This is a genomic window from Streptomyces sp. NPDC006512 (assembly GCF_040611935.1).
In the GTDB taxonomy this organism is placed as follows: domain Bacteria; phylum Actinomycetota; class Actinomycetes; order Streptomycetales; family Streptomycetaceae; genus Streptomyces.
The window spans coordinates 66,475-88,986 of the sequence record NZ_JBEXPG010000030.1 but is presented as its reverse complement, the minus strand read 5'-3'; the positions used below and the strand labels follow the sequence as shown (position 1 = coordinate 88,986).

Sequence of the window (22,512 nt, the reverse complement as noted above, 5' to 3'; positions counted from 1 at the left end):
TGTCCTCTGCTGTGCTGGGGTCTGCCGTCGGCCGGTGCGCGCCTCACGTGGGGCGGCGCCGGCCGGCGACCGGCGTCATATCCGCTGCCGGGTGGCGATCACCTCTTGCGCACGACGACGAAGTCGGCGAGGGCGACGAGCTGGTCGCGGACCCGCTGCGGCATGTCGACGTCGTCCAGGGCGCGGATCGCGACCGCGTGCTGGCGGCGTGCCTCGTCGGCGGTCCACTGGCGCCCGCCGGCGGCTTCGATGAGCGCCGCGCGGGCCGCGAACTCCTCTTCCGAGAAGTTCTCGAAGTCGTTGCTCTTGGCGTCGGCGGCGAGCAGCCGGCCGAGCTCCTCGCAGGCGGGTCCGCCGGCGGCGAGGGCGGCGACGACGGGCAGGGACTTCTTGCGCTGGCGCAGGTCGCTCCAGGTCTGCTTGCCGGTCGCCTCCGGGTCGCCCCAGATGCCGAGGAGGTCGTCGACGGCCTGGAAGGCGAGGCCGAGGTGGTAGCCGTACTCCTCCAGCTTGTCGGCGGTGCGGTCGTCGGCGCCGCCGAGGACGGCGCCGATGGAGACCGCGCAGGCGAGGAGGGCGCCGGTCTTGTTGCCCTCCATCTCCAGGCACTCCTCGACGCTGACGCGCTCGCGGTGCTCGTAGGAGATGTCCTGTGCCTGGCCGTCGATGAGCTTGCGGCTGGCGGTGGTCAGGCGGCGGGCGGCCCGGCCCGCCTCGACGGTGCCCAGTTCCAGCAGGACCTCGTTGGCGAGGGCGAAGAGGGCGTCGCCGACGAGGATGGCCAGGGCGGGGCCGTGGACCTTCCACACGGTGTCGCGGTGGCGGCGCTGCTCGTCGCCGTCCATCAGGTCGTCGTGCAGGAGGGAGAAGTTGTGGACGAGCTCCACGGCGACGGCGCCGGGGATGCCGACCTCGGCGGCGGCGCCCGCGGCTTCGGCGGAGAGCAGGGCGAGGGCGGGGCGGACGGCCTTGCCGCCGTCGCCGTCCGCCGCGTTGCCGTCGGCGTCGATCCAGCCGAAGTGGTAGGCGGCGACGGTGTCCATGGGCGCCGCGAGCCGGTCTACGGCGGCGCGGAGCACGGGAGTCGACAGCGTGCGGCCGCGTTCCAGGAGGGCGAGCGTGTCCGCCTTCTCCGTGCTCGCTGCGGCCGTGCCCACACTGGCAGCCGTGTTCTCGACAGCCGGGTTCCCCGGGTTCACTGGCTCTCCTCTGGTTCCTGTACGTGCTGTGCGTGCTGTGCCTGTGGCGGTGGTGCTGGTGCCGGTCGTCATACCGCCTCCTGCAGCGGGTGTTCGCGGGGGCGGCCGAGGGCTGCGAGCGCGGTGTGTGCCGCGCCGAGGCCGCTGCGGACGGCACCCTCCATGGTCGCGGGCCAGCCCGTCGCGGTCCATGCACCGGCGAGGTACAGCCCCGGCGTGTCGGTCCGCGGTCCGGGGCGCAGCCGGCCGACCCCGGGGGCGGGGGCGAAGGTCGCGGTCCGTTCCCGGGTCACGAAGAAGTCCCGTACCTTCGCGCCGCGCGCGGCGGGCAGCAGCCGTTCCAGCTCGGGCAGGTACTTGGCGCGCAGGACCGTGACGGGCTCGTCGATGTCGTCCTGGGCGACCGACTGGGACAGGGCGAGGTACTGGCCGCCGTCGGTGAGGCCGGAGGCGTCGGTGCGGTCGAAAACCCACTGGACGGGGGAGCCGAGGGCCGCGAAGAAGGGCCGCTTGAGCACCTTGCGGTCGTAGACGACGTGGACGTTGAGGATGGGGGCGGTGCCGATGTCCAGGAGCTTGTCGGGGTCCGCGAGGGCCCCGGCGGGCAGCAGGGCGTGCGCCTCGCGCTGCGGGACGGCGAGGACGACGGTGCCGGCGCCGAGGGACTCCGCCTCGGTGTCGACCCGCCAGTTGCCTTCCCCGGTGCGGGAGACGGCGGTGACGCGGGTGCGCAGTTCGGTGCGTACTCCGGCCGCGTCGAGCGCCTTGCGGGCGAGGGTGTCGTGGAGGTCGCCGAGCGGGACCTTGGCCCAGCCGATGTCGGCGGCGCCGTTCTCGGAGAGCAGGCCGGTCTTGAAGACCATGGCGGCCAGGCCGAGGGAGGACTGCTCGGCGGTGGCGTTGAGCGTGGCGATGCCGACGAGGTCCCACAGGGCCTCGATGGTGCGCGGGGACTGGCCGTAGCGGCCGAGCCAGGTGGCGAAGTCGAGGCCGTCGAGGGCCGGGTCGGCGGGGTCGAGGCGGCGCAGCGCGAGGGCGGCGCGTCCGACGGAGGCCCGTTCGGCGAGGGAGAGGTGCGGGTAGCGGGCGAGCGACCCGGCGAGGTGCAGGGGCACGGGCAGGGCGCTGCGGCGGAGCCGGCCGAGGCGGGGGCCGCGCGGGTGGGCGACGTCGAGGACGGGGACGTCGAGGCGGTCCTGGAGCGGGGCGAGGTCCGCGCCGTCGACGCGGTCGAGGAACCAGCGGTAGGCGGTGCAGCAGCGCAGGTAGACGTGCTGGCCGTTGTCGACGGTGAGGTCGCCGCGTTTGAAGGAGAAGGCGAGTCCGCCGAGCCGCGGGCGTCCTTCCAGCAGGGTGACGCGCAGTCCGGCGTCGGCGAGTTCGAGCGCGGCGGTGACTCCGGCGAGTCCGCCGCCCACGACGACGGCGCGGTCGTCGGCGCGGTCGTCGGTGCGCTGGTCGGCGCGCTGGTCGCTGCCGCTCATGAGCCCTCCCCCGCGGGGGCGTGTCCGGCGGAGCCCGACGGGGAAGACGCGGCGGTGCCCCGGGTGGTTGCCCGGGCGGCGGGCGCGGCGGGGGCCGTGGTGCGGTGCATCAGATCCGCCTCCGCGTGCTCTGGCGCGAGATGGTGCGCGCGTCGAGTCCCGACAGGCCCCGTACGGCGACGTACGCCTTCTCGTGCGTCGGCAGCGAGACGCGGCCGCGCAGGACGGCCTCGGGCTCGCGTTCGATGCGGTCGAGGAGGCGGCGGTAGATCCCGGCCATGGCGGCCACGCAGGCGCCGCTGCGCCGGTCGAGCATGGGCAGCAGCCGGTAGCCCTCGACGAACAGGGCCCGGGCGCGGCGGACTTCGTGGTGGACGAGCCCGGCGAAGTCGGAGCCGGCGGGGGCCCGGTCGCCGCGGAAGCCTTCGGAACAGCCGAACTTGGCGAGGTCCTCGGCGGGCAGGTAGGTCCGTCCGTTGGCGGCGTCCTCGCGAACGTCGCGCAGGATGTTGGTGAGTTGCAGGGCGAGGCCGAGGGTGTCGGCGTACTCGTCGGCGCGTGCGGCGTCGTGTGCGCCGAGGCCCGCGGTGCCGGCGGTGCCGAACACGCCGAGCGAGAGGCGGCCGATGGCCCCGGCCACGCAGCGGCAGTAGACCTTGAGGTCGTCCCAGGTCTCGTACTCCTGGCCGCGGACGTCCATCAGGACCCCGTCGATGAGTTCGTCAAGTCCGCCGAGCGGGATGGGGAAGCGGCGCGCGGCGTGCGCGAGGGCGACGGCGACCGGGTCGGTGTCGTCCTCGTCGACCTCTTCGGCGCGGACGCGTCCGAGGAGGGCGCGGGTCTCCTCCAGCCGGACGAGCTTCGCCTCGGGCGGGAGCGTGCCGTCGCCGATGTCGTCGACGCGCCGGGAGAACGCGTACAGCGCGGACATCGCGTGCCGCTTGTCGGTGGGCAGCAGCCGGATGCCGTACGCGAAGTTGCGTGCCTGCGTACCGGTCACGGCCTCGCAGTAGCTGTAGGCGGCGATGACCGGTGCGGACGGTGCGGACGCGTGTGTGGGGCCCTCCACGTTCGGGCTCACCCCTTTCTCGGCGCTGTGCGCAGGACGGCGGCCACCTCGCGGAGCAGGCCGCTCCGGGTGGGCTTGGGCGGTCCGGGAAGTACGTCGAAGCCCGCGGCCGAGACCGCTCTCAGGGCGGCGCGCCCTCCACCCACGAAGCCCGCGAGCAGCAGCCGGAGCCTGCCGTGCACGCTGCCCACGAGCGGGGTGCCCTCGTCCAGGAGCCGGCGCGCGCGTTCGGTTTCGAATGCGATGAGGGCGCGTACGGAAGCACCGGCGGTCGGCGCCTTGAGGTCGGCCTCGGTGACGTGGAAGCGGCGCATGTCCTCGGCGGGGAGGTAGACGCGGTCGCGGCCGAGGTCCTCGGTGACGTCCTGGAGGTGCTCGGCGATCTGGAGGCCGGTGCAGACCGCGTCGGAGAGGCGGACGCGCTCGGGGGTGCTGGTGCCGGTGAGGGAGAGCACGAGGCGGCCGACGGGGTTCGCGGAGAGCTCGCAGTAGCCGAGGAGGTCCCCGTACGTGCCGTAGCGGGTGACCCGCTGGTCCTGGCGGTTGGCCTCGATGAGCCCGAGGAAGGGTTCGGGGGTGAGGCCGTGGGCGCGCACGACGGGCTGGAGGGCCAGCATCAGCGGGTGGCGCGGGGGGCCGTCGGTGCCGCCGAAGACGCGCCCCAGGTCGGCTTCGAGGGCGTCGAGCATGGCCGGCGGGTCGTCGGCGGCGGCCGGGTCGAGGCCCAGGAGCACCGCGTCGCGGCCACCGGGGGCGAGGTCGCCGTCGCCGATGTCGTCGACGAGGCGGGCGTACCCGTAGACCGCGGTCAGGCCGTCGCGCCAGGCGCGGGGGAGGAAGACGGGGGCGACGGGGAAGTTCTCCGCGGCGGCCTTGCCGAGGGTGGCGCGGGCGTGGAGGTCGAGGGCCCCGTCGGGGGCGCCTGCGGCGCCGGGCCGGATGCCGTGCCCCGGGGTCACCGCCCGCCGCCCGGGGCGGGGACGGCCACTGTGCCTGGGGGCCGGAGAATTCCCGTAGCCATTGCCGTCACGTCTCCCGTTCTACACTGCCGACCCAAGTCATCCTATTTCGGACACGCCGCCGGAGTTTACCCGGGGTACCGGGGAGATTCGGCTGCGGGGAATCGTCCCCTCTTGGCGCGATTGAGAACTGCTCCAGCTTACGCTGTACAACGTCGCGGGGGCCTATCGGGTATTCACCGGACCCCCGAATGCCGCCTTCCGCCCCCATGACCCGGGCCGCGGCCGCTGCGCCCGCCCCGCCGTGGCCGCACCGGCATGGCGAGGCCCCCGCCGCGCTACGCGGCAGGGGCCCTTGGCCTGCGAGGATCCACCGGTCAGTGACTGGTGGCCTTCTCGTACGCCGCGACGACTTCCTCGGTGGGCCCGTCCATCAGGAGTTCGCCCTTCTCCAGCCACAGCACCCGGCTGCAGGTGTCGCGGATGGAGTTGTTGTTGTGGCTCACGAGGAAGACCGTGCCGGCCTTCTCCCGTAGTTCGCGAATGCGCGCCTCGGAACGGACCTGGAACTTCCGGTCACCGGTGGCGAGCGCCTCGTCGATCATCAGTACGTCGTGGTCCTTGGCGGCCGCGATCGAGAAGCGCAGGCGCGCCGCCATTCCCGAGGAGTAGGTGCGCATCGGAAGGGAAATGAAGTCCCCCTTCTCGTTGATCCCCGAGAAGTCGACGATGTCCTGGTAGCGCTCCTTGATCTGCTCGCGGGTCATGCCCATCGCGAGTCCGCCGAGGACGACGTTGCGTTCGCCGGTCAGGTCGTTCATCAGCGCGGCGTTGACGCCCAGCAGGGAGGGCTGGCCGTCGGTGTAGACCTTGCCGGTCTCGCAGGGCAGCAGCCCCGCGATGGCGCGCAGCAGGGTGGACTTGCCGGAGCCGTTGGAGCCGATGACGCCGATGGCCTCGCCGCGGTACGCCGTGAAGGAGACGCCGCGCACGGCGTGGACGCGGCGCACGCCGGGGGCGTCGCCCTTGCCGCGGCGGAGTATCTTGCTGAGCGCCGCGGTGGCGCTGCCCTTGCCGGAGCTGCCCGTGTTGACGCGGTAGACGATGTGGACCTCGTCCGCGATGACGGTGGGCACCTTGCCCTTGGTGAGATCAGCCACGGCCGTAACGCTCCTCAGCCTTCCAGAAGTACACGAAACCGCCGACGCCGATCAGGACGGCCCAGCCGACGGCGAAGGCCCAGACGTGCGGCGGCAGGTTCTCGGGGCCGTAGTCGTCGATCAGCGCGAAGCGCACCAGGTCCATGTAGATCGCCGCGGGGTTCCACTGGAGCACGTCCGCGATCCACTGCGGCTTGTCCTTCAGCATCTCGTTGATCGAGAACATGACGCCCGAGGCGTACATCCACGTGCGGGTCAGGAAGGGCATCAGCTGCGCGAGGTCGGGGGTCTTGGAACCCATCCGCGCGAAGACCAGCGCGAGGCCGGTGTTGAAGACGAACTGCAGCGCCAGGGTCGGGATGACCAGCAGCCAGGACAGCTGCGGGTAGTTCCCGAAGGCGACGGCCACCACGAGCACGACGATCATCGAGTACATCAGCTGCTGGAGCTGCTGCATCGAGAAGGAGATCGGCAGCGATGCGCGCGGGAAGTGCAGCGCGCGCACCAGGCCCAGGTTGGTGGGGATCGCCCGGACACCCGCCATCAGCGAGTTCTGGGTGAAGGTGAAGACGAAGATGCCCATCACCAGGAAGGGGATGTACACCCCCTTCTCCATGCCGCGGCCGGCGTCGAGGATCAGGCCGAAGATCAGGTAGTAGACCAGGGCGTTCAGCAGGGGGGTCGCCACCTGCCAGAGCTGGCCGAGCTTCGCCTGGCTGTACTGCGCGACCAGCTTGGCCCGGGAGAAGGCCATGATGAAGTGGCGCCGCCCCCAGAGCTGCCGCACGTACCCGCCCAGGCTGGGCCGGGCGCCGCTCACGGACAGGCCGTACTTCCTGGCGAGCTCCGCGGGGCTCAGCCCCGCGTCGTCGGACGGCGGCTTGCTCGTGGCGAGGGCGCCGTCGTGGGTTGTGTCACTCACAAGTTGAAACTTTCCGTCTTCAAGATGCGGCAGAAGGGGCACCGGCCTGGAGCGCCGGACCCGTGATCGGGCCCATGGTCCCAGACGCGGGCTTGTCAGATGACGGGCGGTCGGCCCAGCCGGGTCAGCCGCCACACCGTACGCCACTTCATGGGACGTCTGGGACCGCAGGGAGTGGTCCAGCCCTCCTTGAAGCCGCCGAACCAGGCCTTGAGCGCCGGGGCCGAGGGCTTGCGCACGAGCGTCAGCGCGAGCCAGACGCCCAGGTAGACCGGCACCAGCGGGGCGGGCAGGTTGCGGCGGGCGAGCCACACCCGGTTACGGGCCACCATACGGTGGTAGACCGCGTGCCGGGACGGGGCGGTGGTCGGGTGCAGCAGCACCATGTCCGCCCGGTAGTCGATCAGCCACCCGGCGTCGAGGGCCCGCCAGGCCAGGTCGGTCTCCTCGTGGGCGTAGAAGAACTCGCCCGGCAGCGTTCCGACCTGCTCGAACACCTTCGTGCGGACGGCGTTGGCGCCACCCAGGAAGGTGGTGACGCGGGAGGAACGCATGGGGTCCGAGGCGCGCAGCCGCGGCACGTGGCGGCGCTGGGTCGCCCCGGTCTGCGGATCGGCGATGCGGAAGCTGACGATGCCGAGCGCCGGGTCCTCGGTGAAGGCCTGCCGGCACAGCTCGGCGGTGTCGGTGCGCTCCAGGAGGCCGTCGTCGTCCAGGAAGAGCAGGACGTCGACGTCGCGGCCGCCGGGGCCGAAGGCCTCGATGCCGGCGTTGCGGCCGCCGGGGATGCCCAGGTTCTCGGGCAGCTCCACGGTGCGGACGCCGTCCGGGACGCCCGTCTCCGCGGTGAGCTCCACGCCCTGGCCGACGACGACGACCTCGACCGGGTCGCCGTCCTGCCGGGCGACCGAGTCGATCAGGGCCTTGAGGTCGTCGGGGCGGTTGCCCATGGTGATGACGACCGCGCCGACGCGCAGCGGGGCGCTCACCGGAGCCTGCTCGACGCGAGGACGGACACCAGGTGCAGCACGGTCTGGAGCAGGGCGATGCCGGCGAGGACGGCGACGCCGAGCCGGGAGAAGAACAGGTCGCCCCGGACCTGGTCGAGGACGGCCAGCACCAGGATGAGCAGGGAGGCCTCGATGCCCAGGACCAGGCGGTGGAACTTCAGCGCGGCCGCCGCCCGGCGGGCCAGGGCCATGCCGGAGGAGCGGGGCTCGGACGCCGCTTCCTTGACGGGCGGCTTGCCCACCTGGTGGCGGGCGACGCCGACGAGGTCGGTCTCGGCCTTGATCAGGATCGCGCCGAGGGCCGCGAGGGTGCCCAGGAAGGCCCAGAGCCAGTCGGTCCGGCCGGTGCCCCACAGGTCGGCGGCGCGCAGGCCGAAGCCCACCAGGACCGCCGCGTCGCACAGGTAGGCGCCGACGCGGTCCAGGTACACGCCGGAGAGCGAGAACTGCTGCTTCCAGCGGGCCACCTCGCCGTCGACGCAGTCGAGCAGCAGGTACAGCTGGACCATGACCACGCCGAGGACGGCGCCCCAGATGCCCGGCACCAGCAGGGCCGGGCAGGCGAGGACGCCGGCCAGGGTCATCACGTAGGTCAGCTGGTTCGGCGTGACCTTGGTGGTGACCAGCACGCGGGTGATGCGCAGGGAGATCTCGCGCATGTACAGGCGGCCGCCCCAGTGCTCCCCGCTGCGCCGGTCCTTCACGCCCGCCGGGTGGACGACGGGCCGGAGTTCAGCTACGGATGGTCTTGGCATAGTCGGCGTAAGCGTCCCTGATCTCGGCGGCGGACAGGTTGAGGTGTTCCAGGATCGTGAAGCGTCCCGGACGGGTCTGGGGGGCGTACTCGACGGCCGCGACGAACTCGTCCACGCTGAACCCGATCTCCTCGGGCAGTACGGGCAGTCCGTGGCCGCGCAGCACCTGGACGAAGAGTCCGGCCTTCTCGGCGGCCCCCCGCAGGTGCATCGCGAAGGCCGCGCCGATGCCGACCTGCTCGCCGTGGAGCGCGGAGCGGCCCGGGTAGAGCAGGTCGAAGGCGTGGCTGATCTCGTGGCAGGCGCCGGAGGAGGGCCGGCTGTCGCCGCTGATCGACATGGCGATGCCGGAGAGCACGAGGGCCTCGGAGAGCACGGTGAGGAACTCGTCGTCCCCGCATCCGCCGGGGTGGCGGAGCACGGACTCGCCGGCGGTGCGGGCCATCGCGGCCGCGAGGCCGTCGACGGCCTCGCCGGTGATCGCGTGCGAGAGCTCCCAGTCGGCGATCGCCGAGATGTTGGAGATCGCGTCGCCGATGCCGGCGCGGATGAACCGCACCGGGGCGTCCTTGATCACGTCGAGGTCGATCACCATCGCGATCGGGGTGGGCACCCCGTAGGAGCCGCGCCCGTTGTCGTTGTCCAGGATGGACACCGGGGAGCAGATCCCGTCGTGCGAGAGGTTGGTGGCGACGGCCACCATGGGCAGGCCGACCCGCGCCGCGGCGTACTTGGCCACGTCGATGATCTTGCCGCCGCCGAGGCCCACGACGGCGTCGTAGCGGCGGCCCTTTATGTCGTCGGCCAGTTTGACCGCGGAGTCGATGGTGCCGTCGACGACCGGGTACCAGTCGGCGTGCGGCAGGACGGGTTCCAGCTTGGCGCGCAGCGCCTGACCGGAGCCCCCGCTGATCGCGATGGCGAGTTTGCCGGACGCGGAGATGCGCTGGTCGGCCAGGAGGCCGGCCAGGTCGTCCATCGCCCCTCGGCTGATGTCGACGACAACAGGCGAGGGGATCAGCCGCGTCAGTACTGGCATGCGATCGTCCGGCCCTTGGCGAGGTCGTCGTGGTTGTCGATCTCGACCCACTTGACGTCACCGATGGGGGCGACGTCGATGGTGAAGCCGTCGTTCACGAGCTGCTGGTAGCCGTCCTCGTAGTACAGGTCGGGGTCGCGCTCGAAGGTGGTCTTGAGGGCCTCGGCGAGCTGCTCGGCGGCCTCGGGCTCGATGAGGGTGACGCCGATGTACTCGCCCGTCGCGTCGGCCGGGTCCATCAGCTTGGTGATCTTCCGCACGCCCTGGCCGTCGGCCGTGATGACCTTCATCTCCTCGTCGGCCAGGTGCTTGACCGTGTCGAGGGCGAGGATGATCTTCTGGCCCTTGCCGCGGGCGGCGAGCAGCGTCTTCTCGACGGAGACGGGGTGGACGGTGTCCCCGTTGGCGAGGATCACGCCCTGCTTGATGACGTCACGCGCGCACCACAGGGAGTAGGCGTTGTTCCACTCCTCGGCCTTGTCGTTGTCGATCAGCGTGATCTTGACGCCGTACTTGGCCTCCAGGGCCTCGCGGCGCTCGTGCACGGCCTCCTTGCGGTAGCCGACGACGATCGCGACCTCGGTGAGGCCGACCTCGGCGAAGTTGCCCAGGGTCAGGTCGAGGACCGTGAGGCTCTCCTCCTGGCCCTCGGGGCCGACGGGCACGAGGGCCTTGGGCAGGGTGTCGGTGTAGGGACGCAGGCGGCGTCCGGCACCGGCAGCGAGTACAAGGCCGATCATGCTGGTTCTCCTTCGTCATGTACGGCGGGTGCTCCAGCGGAGACCCAGAAGCGGATGCTCTCCACGAGCACCACCAGTGCCACGAACACGGCCGTGGCCGTGAGCGCGACGGGGAACGCGTCACGGGCGAGGACGGTGGCCAGGACCACGGTCAGTAGGACCCGGCCCTCGTGGCCGCCGGTCGTCCGCACCAGCCAGTGCGGGGGCGCGCCCGAGCCACCGCGGATGCGGTAGACCGTGTCGTAGTGATGGTAGGCGACCGCCGCGACCAGTCCGAATGCGGCGGGAAGGGCTCCGGGCACGTCCGACTTCGCGGCGAGCGCGAGGACGGTCACGTACTCGGCGAACCGGAAGAGCGGCGGGATCAGCCAGTCGAGGGGGCCCTTCAGGGGGCGGGCGAGGGCCGCCGCCGACAACGTGGCGTAGGCCACCGCCGTGCCGATCAGCCACGGGTCGCCGAAGTCGCGGGTGGCGGCGCCGCCGGCCATCAGCACGGCGCCGGCCGCCGCCAGCCACACCGCGGCGCGGTCGGGCCGCTTGCCGGGCACGGGGTAACCGGTCCAGGCGAGGACACCGGAGTCCGCGAGGTCGGCGAGGGCGCGGGCCGCCCGGTCGGTACGGGTCGCCTTGCGGGTCAGGGAGCGCAGGACGCGGCCCGCGGTGGTGTAGAGCGCCCCGAAGGCGCAGCCGATCAGCAGGGCGTAGAAGACGGTCCGCGGGGTGGTGAGGGCGGTCAGGACCGCGATCATCGCCCAGCGCTCACCGATCGGAAGGATGATCATCCGCCGGACCCAGACCGTCCACCCGACGCTGTCGAGCCGGTCGGACAGGGCGGCGGTCGGGCTCGTGTTCGCGGTCGCGTCGTGGTTCGCCTCGTTGAAGGAGAAGTCGACGACGTGCCGACAGGTCATGAGGATCATGGCGCCGAGCGCCAGGGCCCAGACGTCGTCGCCGTCGCGGGCCGCGCCGAGGGCGAGGCCCGCGTAGAAGGAGTACTCCTTCGCGCGGTCGAACGTCGCGTCGAGCCAGGCACCCATCGTCGAGTATTGGAGCGAGTAGCGGGCGAGCTGCCCGTCCGTGCAGTCCAGGACGAAGGAGACCAGCAGCAGTACGCCCGCCGCGACGTAGCCCCAGCGGTCGCCGGTGGCGGCGCAGCCGGCCGCGATCAGCGCGGTGATCAGCGAGGCGGTGGTGACCTGGTTCGGGGTCAGGCCGCGGCGCGCGCACCAGCGGGCGATGTAGCGCGAGTACGGGCTGATGAAGAAGGTGGTGAAGAAGCCGTCGCGGGACTTGACCGCGGTCCGCAGCCGCACGGCCTCGTCGTCGACGGCGGCGACGGCGGCGACGGCGCTCTCGCGCTCCGCCTCCCCCACGGGAACGGCGGCGACCAGGGTGCCGAGCTCGGGCCGCTGGACGGCGGTGCCGGAGCCCTCGACGGCAGCGGCCAGCCGGTCCGGGTAGGGGCCGGTGCCGAGCGCCCCGGGCTCCAGGGCCGCGACCTCGTCGAGCGCGGCGCGGGCGGCGTGGGCGCCGCCGCGCACCGCGAGGGCCCCGGTGACGGCGCAGGCGTCGAAGCGGGGGTCGGTCAGCGCGAGGCGCAGCGCGTGGACGTGACCGACGAAGGCGCTGTCGACGACGGCCACCCGCTGGTCGGCGGGTACGTCGGCCAGGGCGGCGGCGGTGTCTTCGGGACCGGGGACCGGACGGACGTCGAACCCGAGGGACAGGAGCTCGTCCGCAAGCGGTGATCCGGGTACCGGCGGGCCGGTGAGGATGACGGTCGGCAGACGAACTCACTCCTTGCAGGGCGTGCGGGACGGGCGCCACGGGGGGCGGCGGCACGTCGGCAGAGGCTATCGGATGAATGGAAGCCGACATTCATCAGCCTTTTACGGCCGGATGTTACGGTGGACGCAGATGCGTTCGATTCATGTGAACGCGTCGTCATCGTCTGGACGGCACACGAGCGAGAAAGAGGTGGGGTTGATGACCGTCGTAGTGGTCGCGGCCATGAGCAGCGAACTCCGGTACGTCCCCACTTCCTTCCGGGCCTCCGGCCGGGTCTGAATCCAGCAGAGATCGACCCCGTCGGCCGGAGCCCCCTTTCCAAGGGTTCACGTTGACCGACCACACCGGCTCCACTCCTTCCGGCTCCACTCCTTCCGGCTCCGCCTCCGGCGCCGACGACCCCGTCTTCGCCGCCTTCATGGAGCTGCACGGCGGCCTGCCCCGGCAGGCCCCCGGCTCCGACGCGACCACCCGGCGACTCCTCTCCCTCTGCGGTCCCCTTCCCGAGCGGCCGCGCGTCCTCGACCTGGGCTGCGGTCCGGGCCGCAGCGCCCTGCTGCTCGCCGCCGAGGCGGGCGGCGCCGGCCTCGCCGAGGTGACCGCCGTCGACCTCCACCAGCCGTTCCTCGACGAGCTGCGCACGGCCGCCGAGGACCTCGGCCTCGACGACCGCGTCCACCCCGTCCGGGCGGACATGGCCGCGCTGCCCTTCGAGGACGGCTCCTTCGACCTCGTGTGGGCGGAGGGCTCCGCCTACGTCATCGGCTTCGACGCGGCGCTCGCCGCCTGGAAGCGGCTGCTCGCCCCCGGCGGCACCCTCGTCGTCACCGAGTGCGAGTGGACCGTCGACGAGCCCTCGGCCGGGGCGCGGGCGTTCTGGGACGCGCAGTACGCGCTGCGCTCCACCGCCCGCAACGTGGCGGCCGCGCAGGCCGCCGGATACCGGATCCTCGGCGTCCACCCGCTCCCGGACGCCGACTGGGACGCGTACTACGGTCCGCTGCGGGACCGGGTCCGGGACTTCGCCCCCTCGACCCCCGCCCGGCGGGCCGCGCTCGGCCTGACCCGCGAGGAGCTCGACGTGCGGGCCCGGCACGGCCACGAGTACGGGTACACCGGCCACGTCCTCGCCCCGGTCACCGCCGGCGGCGACGGGCGCTGGCCCGTACGGCCCGAGACCCCGGCCGACGCGGCCGCCGTACGGGCCGTCAACCTGGCGGCCTTCGGGACCCCGCTGGAGGCGGACCTCGTGGACGCGCTGCGCGCCGACGGGTCGTGGCTGCCGGGGCTCTCGTACGTGGCCGGGGCCCCCGACGGGTCGGTGGCGGCCCACGCCCTGCTGACCCGCTGCACGGTGGACGGGGCACCGGCGCTCGCGCTCGCCCCGGTGGCCGCCGACCCCGCGGTCCAGCGGTCGGGGGCCGGCAGCGCCGTCGTCCGGGCCCTGCTCGCGGCCGCCCGGGAACGGGGGGAATCGCTGGTGCTGGTCCTCGGGCATCCCGCGTACTATCCGCGCTTCGGTTTCGTGCCGGCGTCGCGGTTCGGAATCCGGGCCCCCTTCGAGGTACCGGACGCGGCGATGATGGCACTCGTGCTCGACGACCGCGTTCCGGTGCCGGCCGGAACCATCGCGTACCCGGCGCCGTTCGGCGTCTGACGCCGTCCTTGAACGGGTGAGCCGTCCGCCCTCCGTCGCCTATCACGCGGCGGGGGGCGGACATGCGCGGATCACCGAAGTGGGGACAAGCCGCTTTTGTACGGCAGACTGAAGGCCGGATTCCGAAGCGAAGGATGGGTATGCCGACCACACCAGCCACCGCCGCGCAGAGCGTGTCCCCCGGCACCGGCACTCAGGAAGCGATCATGCTCGAACTGGTCGACGAGTCCGGCAACACCATCGGCACGGCGGAGAAGCTGTCCGCCCATCAGGCCCCGGGGCTGCTGCACCGGGCGTTCTCCGTGTTCCTCTTCGACGAGCAGGGCCGGCTGCTGCTCCAGCAGCGCGCCCTCGGGAAGTACCACTCCCCCGGCGTCTGGTCGAACACGTGCTGCGGTCACCCCTACCCCGGGGAGTCCCCGTTCGCGGCGGCGGCCCGGCGCACCCATGAGGAGCTGGGGCTGTCGCCCTCGCTGCTCGCGGAGGCGGGGACCGTGCGCTACAACCATCCGGACCCCGCGTCCGGGCTGGTGGAGCAGGAGTACAACCACCTTTTCGTGGGACTCGCGCAGTCCGCGCCGAAGCCCGATCCCGAGGAGGTCGGCGACACCGCGTTCGTCACCGCGGAGGAGCTCGCCAAGCGGCACGCGGAGCAGCCGTTCTCGGCCTGGTTCATGACCGTGCTGGACGCGGCGCGGCCCGCGATCCGCGAGCTGACCGGCGACGCCGCGGGCTGGTAGCCCGTAGGCCCCCGGGTCCGGTCGGCCCGTCCGCCGGCCGACGGCCCGCACGTCCGCCGGCCCGTACGCGCGCACGGGCCGGTCAGGGCGCGGGGGTCCGCGGGGCGGTCAGGGGCAGGGCCGCCCAGATCACCTTGCCGCCCGTCGAGGTGTGCTCGACGTCGCAGACCCCGCCCGCCTCCCGCGTGACCTCACGCACGAGGAGCAGACCCCGGCCGCCGGTCTGGCCGAAGTCGGCCTCCAGCGCCTTGGGGCGGTACGGGTGGTTGTCCTCGACGGCCACCCGGACCCACTCGCGGCCCACCGCGACCTCGACGGCCACCTCGGGCGACAGCAGGGCCGCGTGCCGGACCGAGTTCGTCACCAGTTCGGAGACGATCAGCAGCAGGGAGTACACCAGGTCCTGATGGGCCGGCACCCCCTGGCGGCCGAGCAGGTCGCGGACCGCCCGGCGGGCCTGCGGAACGGATTCTTCTACCGCCGGCGCGGTGAAGCGCCACACTCCCTCGTACGCGAGGGGGTCCGCCGGAGCAGGCGCCTCACCTCCCCCGGCTGGCGGGACGCTCCCGCTGTCGTTCATGTTCAGGCCCCCGTCTTCGCGCTCGATCGTCTCCACGCGACAAGAGTGGGGAACAGCCTGGTCCGGACCGGACCGCTGACCAGAAGTCAGCGTCTATCGGACACTTTCTGACCACTGGCGTATGACAGAGTCAGTTGTTGGACTGTTCCTGATCCGATCCGGGTGCTTCACGGGAGGTCTCCCGCGCCCCCTCCACCGCGCCCGCCGCCTCCGGCCCTGCCGCCACCTCGTCCTCCCTGACCAGGCCGAGGATCCGCCGGGCACCCATGCCCAGGGCGATCAGGCTCAGGCCGTCGAACAGCAGCGCGAGGGAGAAGAAGGCGCCGATCACGTACTGGCTGCTGCCCGGCCAGCTCCACAGCACCAGCACGCCGAGCAGGACGCCGAACGCACCCTGGACGAGGGTGAGCCCGCACTCGGCCCCCCGCACCACCAGCGCGCCGACGAGCCGGAACAGGCCGCCGGTCAGGAACAGCAGGGCCGCGAACATGGTCAGCGCCTCCGCGCCGGCCTCGGGGCGGCGCAGGATCACGAACCCCGCGGCGATGTTGATCGCGGCGACGACGACCGCGAGCCAGAAGTAGTTGGTCCCCCGCGACAGCACGGCCTGCGCGAGGCCCACCACACCGCCGGTCAGCAGCAGCCAGCCGAAGAGGTACATCGACGTCAAGGTGGCCAGGCCGGTGTACACGAGGCCCACGAGTCCGGCCAGCACGAGGACCGCCCCGAGCAGGGCCAGCAGCCCGTAGCTGCGGCTGAGCTCCTTCTTCTCCTGCTTCCGTTCGGGGTCGGTACGGTCTGCGCGCATGGACGTGCCACCTTTCCGCACCCCCCGGGGCCGGACTCCCCTTGATCATAGGATCGGCGGCCCCGGATAGCATCCGGCGCATGGACGCAGCCCGGGACGCAGCCCTCCCCCACACGGTCGTCGACGGGGTGGCCACCGTCGTCATCACCCACCCCGCCAAGCGCAACGCCATGACCGCCTCGATGTGGCGGGCGATGCCCGCGCTGCTGCCGGGGCTCGCCGCGGACCCCGCCGTCCGGGTGCTGGTGCTGACCGGGGCCGGTCCCACCTTCTGCGCGGGCGCCGACATCTCCTCGCTCACCGGGGACGACGACCCCCAGACCCTGTCCGTGGCGGCCGAGGAGGCCCTCGCGGCCTTCCCGAAGCCGACCGTCGCGGCGATCCGGGGCTTCTGCGTGGGCGGCGGGAGCCAGCTCGCGGCGGCCTGCGACCTGCGCTTCGCCGAGCAGGGCGCCTCCTTCGGGGTGACCCCGGCGAAGCTGGGCATCGTCTACCCGGCGTCCTCCACCCGCAGGCTCGCCTCGCTGGTCGGCCCGTCCTGGGCCAAGTACCTGCTGTTCTCCGCCGAGTTGATCAGCGCGGAGCAGGCCCTGCGGGCCGGGTTCCTGAACGAGCTGCTGCCCCCCGGCGAACTCGACGGGCGGGTCGCGGAGTTCACCCGGGTCCTGACCACCCGCTCGCGGCTGACCCAGGCCGCGGCCAAGGAGTTCGCGGACGGCCGGACGGACCGGGACGCGTACTGGACGGGACAGGCCGCGGCGAGCGGCGACACCGCGGAGGGCGTCGCCGCGTTCCTGGAGCGCCGCGCTCCGGTGTTCAGCTGGCCGTCAGCGGATTAGCGGCCCGCAGCCGGGCGACGATCTCCGCCGGGGCCTTCTCCGGGGAACCCGCGTCGTACGGGGGCTGGGGGTCGTACTCGCACATCAGCTGGACGGTCTGCGCGTACGTGTCCCCCGCGATCCGGCCGAGCAGGCCGAGGCCCATGTCGATGCCGGACGAGACCCCGGCGGCGGTCACGTACTTGCCGTCGTACACCACCCGTTCCCCGGTGGGCCGGGCGCCGAAGGGGACCAGCTGGTCGAGGTAGAGCCAGTGCCCGGCGGCCTTGCGGCCGTCGAGCAGCCCGGCGGCGGCGAGCAGCAGGGAGCCGGTGCAGACGGAGGTGGTCCAGGTCGTCGTCGCGTCGACCTCGCGGAGCCAGTCGAGGACGGCGGGGTTCTTCATCTCCAGCTCCGGGTGCGGTCCGCCGGGCACGACGACGATGTCCGGGCGCGTCACCTCGCCGAGCGAGCGGTCCGCGACGAGCGCGAGGGCCCCGTTGTCGGTGCGCACCGGCCCCGGGCGCTCGGAGACGAAGACGGTCTCCGCGCCGTCGAGCCGGCCGAGGGTGTCGAAGGGGCCGATGGCGTCGAGGGCGGTGAAGCGGTCGTAGAGCAGTACGGCGATCTGCATGGTTCCTCCGGAGTCGTGGTCGGGTGGGGCGGGGTCCGGGCGCCCGGGGGTCCGGGCGCCCGGGGGTCCGGGCGCCCGTGGGTCCGGGCGTCGGGGTCCGGGCGTCGGGGTCCGGGCGTCCGCGGTGGTGGTCAGGCAGCGGGCTCGGGTGGTCAGCGGGCCGGGGCCGGGACGGGCGGCGGCTGCGGGCCGAAGCGGCGCCGGTATTCGGCGGGGGACTGGCCGAGGGTCCTGACGAAGGCCCGGCGGAGCGCCTCCGGGGTGCCGTAGCCGCACTCCCGGGATATCCGCGCGACCCCGTCCCGGCCGTCCTCCAGGAGCCGCCGGGCGTGCTCCACCCGGACCCGCTCGACGTACCGCCCCGGCGTCACCCCGGTCTCCGCCTGGAAGGCCCGCGCGAAGTGCCGCGGCGAGAGCGCGGCGCGGGCGGCGAGGGCTTCCACGCTGAGGTCCCCGTCCGGATGCTCGGTGATCCACTGCTGGACGTCCCGCAGCGGCTCCCGGCGGGCCGTCTGCGCGGCCAGCTGGGCACTGAACTGGGCCTGGTTGCCGGGCCGGCGCAGGAACACCACGAGGTGGCGGGCGATCAGCAGGGCCGTGTCCCGGCCGAAGTCCTCCTCGACCAGGGCGAGCGCCAGGTCGATCCCGGCGGTCACCCCCGCCGAGGTGGCCACGCGGCCGTCCAGGACGTAGATCGGGTCCGGCTCGACCGTCACCCGCGGGTAGTCCCGGGCCATCTGCTCGCACACGCTCCAGTGCGTCGTGGCCCGGCGGCCGTCCAGCAGCCCGGCCTCGGCCAGCAGCAGTCCCCCGGTGCACACGGACACGAGCCGTTCCGCACGCCCCCCGTGCGCCCGGAGCCAGTCGGTGAGCCGGGGCTCGAAGTCGCCCGTGTACCGGCCGCCGGGCACCAGCACGGTGGCCCCCGGACCCGGGCGGGCGCCCTCCAGGTCCCCGTCGGGAACCAGGACCAGCCCGCTGGAGGTCCGTACGGGAGCGCCTCCCGGGGACACCGTCCGGATCGTGTACCCGCCCTCCGCCGGGGAGCGGGCGACGGCGCCGAACACCTCGACGGGTCCGGTCACGTCCAGGCTCTGGACGCCGTCGTAGAGGAGGACCAGCACGTTGCGCGGTGACATGCCTCCATGGTGTGACCCCGCCCCCATGGCCGCAATGACGTGCATCCCACCTATCCGGCCATGACGGCGGCCGTGCGATCCTTCCGGAACACCCCCGCACAGGTCCGGCCGGGATCCCGGCCGCCCACGTCCCGGAGCAGTGCCCTGAACACCGTCCTCGCCGAGTCCCTGTCGGTCGCCGCCCTCCTCGGCGTGCTGGCCTTCGCCGTGCTGCGCCCGCGCGGACTGCCGGAGGCCGCGGCCGCCGTACCGGCCGCCGCGCTGCTCGTCGCCCTCGGCGCGGTCTCCCCCGCCGACGCCTGGGGGCAGCTGCGCGAGCTGCTGCCCGTGGTCGGATTCCTGGCCGTGATCCTGGTCCTCGCCCAGCTGTGCGCCGACGAGGGGCTGTTCCGTGCCGTCGGCGCGGCCGTGGCCCGGCGGTCGGCCGGGCGGGGGCCGGGGACCCTGCTGGGCCCGGTCTTCCTGGTGGCGTCGCTGGTCACCGCCTCGCTGAGCCTGGACGCCACCGTGGTGCTGCTGACCCCGGTCGTCCTGGCGACCGCCGCCCACCTCGGGGCGCGGCCGCGGCCGTACGTGTTCGCCACCGCGCACCTCGCGAACACGGCCTCGCTGCTGCTTCCCGTGTCGAACCTGACCAACCTCCTCGCCTTCGCGGCGAGCGGACTCACCTTCACCCGGTTCGCGGCGCTGATGGCGCTGCCCTGGGCGGTGGCGATCGGGATCGAGTACGCGGTGTTCCGCCGCTGGTTCCGTGCCGATCTCACGGCCCCGCCCGAGCACGCCCCGGAGGCCGTCGAGCGGGTGCCGATGCCGCGCTTCGCGCTCGCCGTGCTCATCCTGACGCTGGCCGGGTTCGCCGTGGCCTCCTTCGCGGGGGCCAGTCCGGCCTGGGCGGCGCTGGCCGGAGCGGTGGTCCTGGGCGTACGGGCGCTGCGCCGCCGCGAGACCACGCCGTTCCGGCTGGTGGCGTCGGCGGCGCCGGCCTTCTGCGTGTTCGTCCTCGCGCTCGGGGTGGTGGTACGGGCCGTGGTGGACCACGGTCTCGGTGACGGGCTGGAGCGGGTGCTGCCGGCCGGGGACTCGCTGCCCGCGCTGCTCGCGGTGGCGGGCGTGGCCGCCGTACTCGCCAACCTGATCAACAACCTGCCGGCGGTGCTCGCGCTGCTCCCGCTGGCCGCGCCGGGCGGGGCCGGGCCGGTGCTGGCGGTGCTGATCGGCGTCAACATCGGCCCGAACCTGACGTACGCGGGTTCGCTGGCCACGCTGCTGTGGCGGCGCATCCTGCACGGGCACGGCGAACGCGTCGCGCTCGGGGACTTCACCCGGCTCGGGCTGATCACCACCCCCGCGGCGCTCGTCGCGGCGGTCACCGCCCTGTGGGCCGGACTGCGGCTGATCGGCGCGTAGGGCGGGGTGTCCGGCCGTTCGGGCCGGGCCCGGGGCCTGTCCGGTGCGCGGATAGGATCGGGGCATCATGACTGCCACCCTCGTCGCCAAGAAGCTCACCGCCGCGCACGGTGAGCGCACGCTCTTCGCCGATCTCGACCTCGTCGTCGCGCCCGGCGACGTCATCGGACTCGTCGGCGTCAACGGCGCCGGGAAGTCCACCCTGCTGCGGCTCCTCGCCGGGCTGGACACCCCCGAGACCGGTGAGCTGCGGCTCTCCCCGCCCGGGGCGGCCGTCGGCCACCTGCCGCAGGAGCCCGAGCGGCGTCCCGGCGAGTCGGTCCGGGAGTTCCTCGCCCGGCGCACCGGCGTCGCCGCCGCGCAGGCCGAACTGGACGGGGCCACCCAGGGGCTCGTGGACGGCACCCCGGGTGCGGACGACGCCTATGCCGACGCCCTCGACCGGTGGCTGAACCTCGGTGGCGCCGATCTCGACGAGCGGGCCCAGGAGGTCGCCGACGAGCTCAGTCTCGGAGTCGGCCTGGACCTGCCGATGACGGCGCTGTCCGGCGGCCAGGCCGCCCGCGCCGGTCTGGCCTCGCTGCTGCTGTCCCGGTACGACGTGTTCCTGCTGGACGAGCCCACCAACGACCTGGACCTGGCGGGTCTGGAGCGGCTGGAGCAGTTCGTCAAGGGGCTGCGCGCGGGCACCGTGGTGATCAGCCACGACCGCGAGTTCCTGACCCGCACGGTCACCAAGGTCCTCGAACTCGACCTGGCCCAGCAGCAGATCAACCTCTACGGCGGCGGCTACGACTCCTACCTGGAGGAGCGGGAGCGGGCCCGCGGCCACGCCCGCGAGGAGTTCGAGGAGTACGCGGGCAAGAAGTCGGCCCTGGAGGGCCGGGCGCAGATGCAGCGCAACTGGATGGACAAGGGCGTGCGCAACGCCCGCCGCAAGTCCTCCGACAACGACAAGATCGGCAAGAACCTGCGCGGCGAGTCCAGCGAGAAGCAGGCCGCCAAGGCCCGCCAGACGCAGCGCGCGATCGAGCGGCTGGAGGTCGTCGAGGAGCCCCGCAAGGAGTGGGAGCTGCGCATGGAGATCGCGGCGGCCCCGCGCTCCGGCTCGGTCGTCGCCACGCTGCGCGAAGCGGCCGTGCGGCGCGGGGACTTCGCCTTCGGTCCGGCCAGCCTCCAGATCGACTGGGCGGACCGGGTCGCGATCACCGGGGCGAACGGCGCCGGGAAGTCCACCCTGCTCGCGGTCCTGCTGGGCCGTCTCGCACCGGACTCCGGCTCCGCCGTACTCGGCTCCGGCGTCCTGGTCGGCGAGGTGGACCAGGCCCGCGGGCTGTTCCTCGGCGGCGAGCCGCTGCTGGAGGCGTTCTGCGCGGCGGTCCCGGACACCGAACCGGCGGAGGTCCGTACGCTGCTGGCCAAGTTCGGTCTGAAGGCGGCGCACGTCCTGCGTCCGGCGGCGACCCTCTCCCCCGGCGAGCGCACCCGGGCGGCGCTGGCGCTGCTCCAGGGCCGCGGGGTGAACCTGCTGGTCCTCGACGAGCCGACGAACCACCTCGACCTGCCGGCGATCGAGCAGCTGGAGGCCGCGCTGGAGGCCTACGAGGGCACCCTGCTGCTGGTCACCCACGACCGCCGCATGCTGGACGCCGTCCACGTGACCCGCCGCCTGGAGGTCGCCGGCGGCAAGGTCACGGAGCTGTAAGGGGCATCGAGCCCCTGGAGGCTTCGAGCATCCGGAGGCGTCGTGCCCCCGGTGCCGTCGGGCCGGGCCGCGATCTCCGCGGCCCCGGCCACGGCCGGCTCCCGGCGGGTCAGTTCGCGGGCTCGGCCGGCGCCCGCCGGGTGCGGGCCATCCTGCGGGCCACGAAGCCGCGCGGCAGGTGGCGGGCGGCGAGGGCGTACGCCTGGTAGCGGCGGCCCGTGATGCTGACCGGGCGGCGCAGGGCCAGGTCGCGCAGGGCCTTGGCCACCACGGCCTCCGGCTCCAGCCAGACCGCGTCGCGCAGCGAGCTGACGTCCATGCCGGCCCGCTCCTGGAACTCGGTGCGGGTGAAGCCCGGCACCACGGCCAGCACCCGGACCCCGTACGGCTCCATGTCCACCCGCAGGGATTCGCTGAAGGCCGTCACCCAGGCCTTGGCGGCCCCGTACGTCCCCGTCGGCAGCAGCCCCGCGACGGACGCCACGTTCAGCACGGCGCCCCGGCGGCGCTCGCGCAGCCCGGGCAGCACGGCGTGCGTGAGGCGCAGCGGGACCTTCACGAGGAGGTCCAGCATCCGCTCCTCGTCCTCGACCGGGCTGTACGGGAAGGGCGCGGGCAGGCCGAACCCGGCGTTGTTGACCAGGACGTCCACGGGCCGGGCCGGGTCGGCGAGCCGTCCGGCGACGACCGCGCACTGCCCCGCGTCCAGCAGGTCGGCGGGCAGCACCTCGCAGACGGCGCCGTACTCCCGGCCGAGCTCCGCGGCGACCGAGTCCAGGCGGTCCTTGTCGCGGGCGACGAGGACCAGGTCGCAGCCCTTCGCCGCGAAGCCGCGGGCGAAGGCCGCACCGAGTCCGGCGCTGGCTCCGGTGATGAGAACGGTGGTCAAGGCGAGTCCA

The 22,512-nt window shown here is 73.3% G+C and carries 22 protein-coding genes; 6 read left to right on the top strand and 16 right to left on the bottom strand.

Annotated elements, in window-relative coordinates; translation table 11 throughout:
* Positions 1 to 98: 98 nt before the first annotated feature.
* From ABZZ17_RS22095 to ABZZ17_RS22045, 11 genes are all read right to left on the bottom strand, one after another.
* On the bottom strand, positions 99 to 1,271 hold the full coding sequence (locus ABZZ17_RS22095) for a polyprenyl synthetase family protein (protein WP_356878000.1): 1,173 nt from the start codon (positions 1,269 to 1,271) through the stop codon (positions 99 to 101).
* On the bottom strand, positions 1,268 to 2,683 hold the full coding sequence (gene hpnE / locus ABZZ17_RS22090) for a hydroxysqualene dehydroxylase HpnE (protein ID WP_356877999.1): 1,416 nt from the start codon (positions 2,681 to 2,683) through the stop codon (positions 1,268 to 1,270). Before hpnE ends, ABZZ17_RS22095 begins: the two co-directional genes overlap by 4 nt.
* A 109-nt stretch (positions 2,684 to 2,792) precedes the next feature.
* Positions 2,793 to 3,752: a presqualene diphosphate synthase HpnD gene (gene hpnD / locus ABZZ17_RS22085; protein WP_356877998.1), complete on the bottom strand. Its 960-nt coding sequence runs from the start codon at positions 3,750 to 3,752 to the stop codon at positions 2,793 to 2,795.
* An 8-nt stretch (positions 3,753 to 3,760) separates the two neighbouring features.
* Positions 3,761 to 4,693: a squalene synthase HpnC gene (gene hpnC / locus ABZZ17_RS22080; RefSeq protein ID WP_356878014.1), complete on the bottom strand. Its 933-nt coding sequence runs from the start codon at positions 4,691 to 4,693 to the stop codon at positions 3,761 to 3,763.
* Between the two features lie 395 nt (positions 4,694 to 5,088).
* Positions 5,089 to 5,871, bottom strand: coding sequence for an ABC transporter ATP-binding protein (locus ABZZ17_RS22075; RefSeq protein WP_356877997.1), 783 nt, complete (start codon positions 5,869 to 5,871; stop codon positions 5,089 to 5,091).
* A complete protein-coding gene (locus tag ABZZ17_RS22070) occupies positions 5,864 to 6,793 on the bottom strand; it encodes an ABC transporter permease (RefSeq protein ID WP_356877996.1) in 930 nt (309 codons plus the stop codon). The genes ABZZ17_RS22075 and ABZZ17_RS22070 overlap by 8 nt, the downstream gene beginning before the upstream one ends.
* A gap of 95 nt (positions 6,794 to 6,888) precedes the next feature.
* Positions 6,889 to 7,782 (bottom strand): glycosyltransferase, encoded by an 894-nt coding sequence (locus ABZZ17_RS22065; protein ID WP_356877995.1) that lies wholly within the window; start codon positions 7,780 to 7,782, stop codon positions 6,889 to 6,891.
* Entirely contained in the window at positions 7,779 to 8,558 is a 780-nt protein-coding gene (locus ABZZ17_RS22060; RefSeq protein ID WP_356877994.1) for a CDP-alcohol phosphatidyltransferase family protein, read from the bottom strand. The genes ABZZ17_RS22065 and ABZZ17_RS22060 overlap by 4 nt, the downstream gene beginning before the upstream one ends.
* Positions 8,536 to 9,597, bottom strand: coding sequence for an iron-containing alcohol dehydrogenase family protein (locus tag ABZZ17_RS22055; RefSeq protein ID WP_356877993.1), 1,062 nt, complete (start codon positions 9,595 to 9,597; stop codon positions 8,536 to 8,538). The genes ABZZ17_RS22060 and ABZZ17_RS22055 overlap by 23 nt, the downstream gene beginning before the upstream one ends.
* Positions 9,585 to 10,337 carry a phosphocholine cytidylyltransferase family protein gene (locus ABZZ17_RS22050; protein ID WP_356877992.1) on the bottom strand — a complete coding sequence of 251 codons (753 nt, stop codon included), beginning with the start codon at positions 10,335 to 10,337 and terminating at the stop codon, positions 9,585 to 9,587. The genes ABZZ17_RS22055 and ABZZ17_RS22050 overlap by 13 nt, the downstream gene beginning before the upstream one ends.
* The gene (locus ABZZ17_RS22045) at positions 10,334 to 11,980 is read right to left on the bottom strand and encodes a DUF5941 domain-containing protein (protein ID WP_356877991.1); all 1,647 of its coding nucleotides are present in this window, start codon (positions 11,978 to 11,980) and stop codon (positions 10,334 to 10,336) included. The genes ABZZ17_RS22050 and ABZZ17_RS22045 overlap by 4 nt, the downstream gene beginning before the upstream one ends.
* On the opposite strand from ABZZ17_RS22045, the gene ABZZ17_RS22040 reads away from it, so the two are divergent.
* The 3 genes from ABZZ17_RS22040 (at position 11,948) to idi (ending at position 14,522) form a co-directional block, all read left to right on the top strand.
* Complete coding sequence (locus tag ABZZ17_RS22040; RefSeq protein ID WP_356877990.1) at positions 11,948 to 12,085, top strand: hypothetical protein; 138 nt, start codon at positions 11,948 to 11,950, stop codon at positions 12,083 to 12,085. The two genes, ABZZ17_RS22045 and ABZZ17_RS22040, sit on opposite strands and share 33 nt — an antisense overlap.
* Before the next feature lie 458 nt (positions 12,086 to 12,543).
* Positions 12,544 to 13,782: a bifunctional class I SAM-dependent methyltransferase/N-acetyltransferase gene (locus ABZZ17_RS22035; protein ID WP_356878013.1), complete on the top strand. Its 1,239-nt coding sequence runs from the start codon at positions 12,544 to 12,546 to the stop codon at positions 13,780 to 13,782.
* A 140-nt stretch (positions 13,783 to 13,922) separates the two neighbouring features.
* Positions 13,923 to 14,522 carry an isopentenyl-diphosphate Delta-isomerase gene (gene idi / locus ABZZ17_RS22030; RefSeq protein WP_356877989.1) on the top strand — a complete coding sequence of 200 codons (600 nt, stop codon included), beginning with the start codon at positions 13,923 to 13,925 and terminating at the stop codon, positions 14,520 to 14,522.
* Positions 14,523 to 14,604: 82 nt separating this feature from the next.
* Here idi and ABZZ17_RS22025 read toward each other — a convergent pair whose 3' ends face one another.
* Both ABZZ17_RS22025 and ABZZ17_RS22020 read right to left on the bottom strand, forming a co-directional pair.
* Entirely contained in the window at positions 14,605 to 15,102 is a 498-nt protein-coding gene (locus ABZZ17_RS22025; protein ID WP_356878012.1) for an ATP-binding protein, read from the bottom strand.
* Positions 15,103 to 15,232: 130 nt separating this feature from the next.
* Positions 15,233 to 15,910, bottom strand: a complete 678-nt coding sequence (locus ABZZ17_RS22020) for a DUF308 domain-containing protein (RefSeq protein ID WP_356877988.1) — start codon at positions 15,908 to 15,910, stop codon at positions 15,233 to 15,235.
* A gap of 80 nt (positions 15,911 to 15,990) precedes the next feature.
* Here ABZZ17_RS22020 and ABZZ17_RS22015 point away from each other — a divergent pair, with 80 nt between their 5' ends.
* A complete protein-coding gene (locus ABZZ17_RS22015) occupies positions 15,991 to 16,749 on the top strand; it encodes an enoyl-CoA hydratase/isomerase family protein (RefSeq protein ID WP_356877987.1) in 759 nt (252 codons plus the stop codon).
* Here the strand turns inward: ABZZ17_RS22015 and ABZZ17_RS22010 are convergent.
* Together ABZZ17_RS22010 and ABZZ17_RS22005 are read right to left on the bottom strand one after the other, a co-directional pair.
* Positions 16,727 to 17,362, bottom strand: coding sequence for a DJ-1/PfpI family protein (locus ABZZ17_RS22010; protein ID WP_356877986.1), 636 nt, complete (start codon positions 17,360 to 17,362; stop codon positions 16,727 to 16,729). The genes ABZZ17_RS22015 and ABZZ17_RS22010 overlap by 23 nt on opposite strands.
* Before the next feature lie 152 nt (positions 17,363 to 17,514).
* Positions 17,515 to 18,501 (bottom strand): GlxA family transcriptional regulator, encoded by a 987-nt coding sequence (locus ABZZ17_RS22005; RefSeq protein WP_356877985.1) that lies wholly within the window; start codon positions 18,499 to 18,501, stop codon positions 17,515 to 17,517.
* Between the two features lie 144 nt (positions 18,502 to 18,645).
* Here ABZZ17_RS22005 and ABZZ17_RS22000 point away from each other — a divergent pair, with 144 nt between their 5' ends.
* Both ABZZ17_RS22000 and ABZZ17_RS21995 read left to right on the top strand, forming a co-directional pair.
* The gene (locus ABZZ17_RS22000) at positions 18,646 to 19,908 is read left to right on the top strand and encodes an ArsB/NhaD family transporter (protein WP_356878011.1); all 1,263 of its coding nucleotides are present in this window, start codon (positions 18,646 to 18,648) and stop codon (positions 19,906 to 19,908) included.
* Between the two features lie 67 nt (positions 19,909 to 19,975).
* Positions 19,976 to 21,613: an ABC-F family ATP-binding cassette domain-containing protein gene (locus tag ABZZ17_RS21995; RefSeq protein WP_356877984.1), complete on the top strand. Its 1,638-nt coding sequence runs from the start codon at positions 19,976 to 19,978 to the stop codon at positions 21,611 to 21,613.
* Positions 21,614 to 21,722: 109 nt separating this feature from the next.
* Here the strand turns inward: ABZZ17_RS21995 and ABZZ17_RS21990 are convergent, their stop codons facing one another.
* Positions 21,723 to 22,502 (bottom strand): SDR family oxidoreductase, encoded by a 780-nt coding sequence (locus tag ABZZ17_RS21990; protein ID WP_356877983.1) that lies wholly within the window; start codon positions 22,500 to 22,502, stop codon positions 21,723 to 21,725.
* Positions 22,503 to 22,512 lie beyond the last annotated feature (10 nt).